The sequence below is a fragment of the Butyricimonas synergistica DSM 23225 genome (assembly GCF_000379665.1).
GTDB classification, from domain to species: Bacteria; Bacteroidota; Bacteroidia; order Bacteroidales; family Marinifilaceae; genus Butyricimonas; species Butyricimonas synergistica.
On the sequence record NZ_KB903364.1, the window covers coordinates 1 to 1,690 of the forward strand.

A 1,690-nucleotide genomic window follows, 5' to 3' on the forward strand; every position below is an offset into this window, starting at 1 on the left:
GATCACGGAGCCGCGCGCTGACGGAATAGCGCGTTGAAGGTCGTACCCTGTGACGGTGGTAGTCAAGCACGCCACCCGAGGCGAAAGCCGATAGTACCGCGAGGCCTCGGCCAAGCGGACAGCGCTCCTGGCATTAACCCCCTAGAAAACCCGCTAAACTTCAAGTGACGAGGAACCGTACTGTAAACGGACACACGTGGTCGGGTAGAGTATACCAAGGCGCTCGAGTGATTCATGGTCAAGGAACTAGGCAAAATAGTCCTGTAACTTAGGGAAAAAGGACGCTCTAGTGATAGAGCCGCAGAGAAATGGCCCAGGCGACTGTTTACCAAAAACACATGGCTATGCCAAATCGAAAGATGACGTATATGGCCTGACACCTGCCCGGTGCCGGAAGGTTAAGAGGAGAGCTCAGACGAAAGTCGAAGGTTTAAATTGAAGCCCCGGTAAACGGCGGCCGTAACTATAACGGTCCTAAGGTAGCGAAATTCCTTGTCGGGTAAGTTCCGACCTGCACGAATGGTGTAACGATCTGGGCACTGTCTCGACCATGAGCTCGGTGAAATTGTAGTTCCGGTGAAGATGCCGGGTACCCGCGACGGGACGGAAAGACCCCGTGAACCTTTACTGCAGCTTCGCGTTGTTCCCGGGCACGGGACGTGTAGGATAGGTCGGAGGCAATGAAGTGGATTCGCCAGGATTCATGGAGCCATCGTTGAAATACGACCCTTCTCTTGTCTGGGATCTAACTCTTTTCAAGAGGACACCGCGTGGTGGGTAGTTTGACTGGGGTGGTCGCCTCCAAAAGCGTAACGGAGGCTTCCAAAGGTACCCTCGGGTTGGTTGGTAATCAACCGTAGAGTGCAATGGCACAAGGGTGCTTGACCGGGAGACACACAAGTCGATCGGGTGCGAAAGCAGGGCATAGTGATCCGGTGATCCCGCGTGGAAGGGTCATCGCTCAAAGGATAAAAGGTACTCCGGGGATAACAGGCTGATCGCTCCCAAGAGCTCATATCGACGGAGCGGTTTGGCACCTCGATGTCGGCTCGTCACATCCCGGGGCTGGAGAAGGTCCCAAGGGTTCGGCTGTTCGCCGATTAAAGTGGCACGCGAGCTGGGTTCAGAACGTCGTGAGACAGTTCGGTCCCTATCTGTCGTGGGCGTAGGAGATTCGCGAGGTCCTGACTCTAGTACGAGAGGACCGGGTTGGACGCGCCGCTAGTGAACCGGTTATGACGCCAGTCGTACGGCCGGGTAGCCACGCGCGGACGGGATAAGCGCTGAAAGCATCTAAGCGCGAAGCCTGCCTCAAGATGAGATCTCCATTTAGGGTCGTCGTAGACGACGACGTTGATAGGCCACAGGTGTAAAGCCGGCGACGGCAAAGCCGAGTGGTACTAATCACCCGAGAGTTGACGTTCGGTGGGTGAGATGATTCGATTAACGTTCCAAGCGATTGTCAAAACAATCGCTTGAAGGCATGAATGAATAATGGACTTTAAAGATATTTGTCACGGTTGGCAAGAGTGCCACGCTGGAGTGACGTGAGTTGGAAACGACTTTGAATGGTATTAAACGGTGTCTATAGCGACGGTGATCCACCTCTTCCCATCCCGAACAGAGAAGTTAAGCCCGTTAGCGCCGATGGTACTGCCGAAAGGTGGGAGAGTAGGTCGATGCCAAATTT

General features: G+C 54.4%; 2 rRNA genes. Both read left to right on the forward strand.

Annotation, left to right across the window (positions count from 1 at the left end):
• A 23S ribosomal RNA gene (locus tag A3CY_RS23185) occupies positions 1 to 1,423 on the forward strand; the annotation flags it as partial.
• 154 nt (positions 1,424 to 1,577) lie between these two features.
• A 5S ribosomal RNA gene (gene rrf, locus A3CY_RS0112420) occupies positions 1,578 to 1,688 on the forward strand.
• The last annotated feature ends 2 nt before the right edge of the window (positions 1,689 to 1,690 follow it).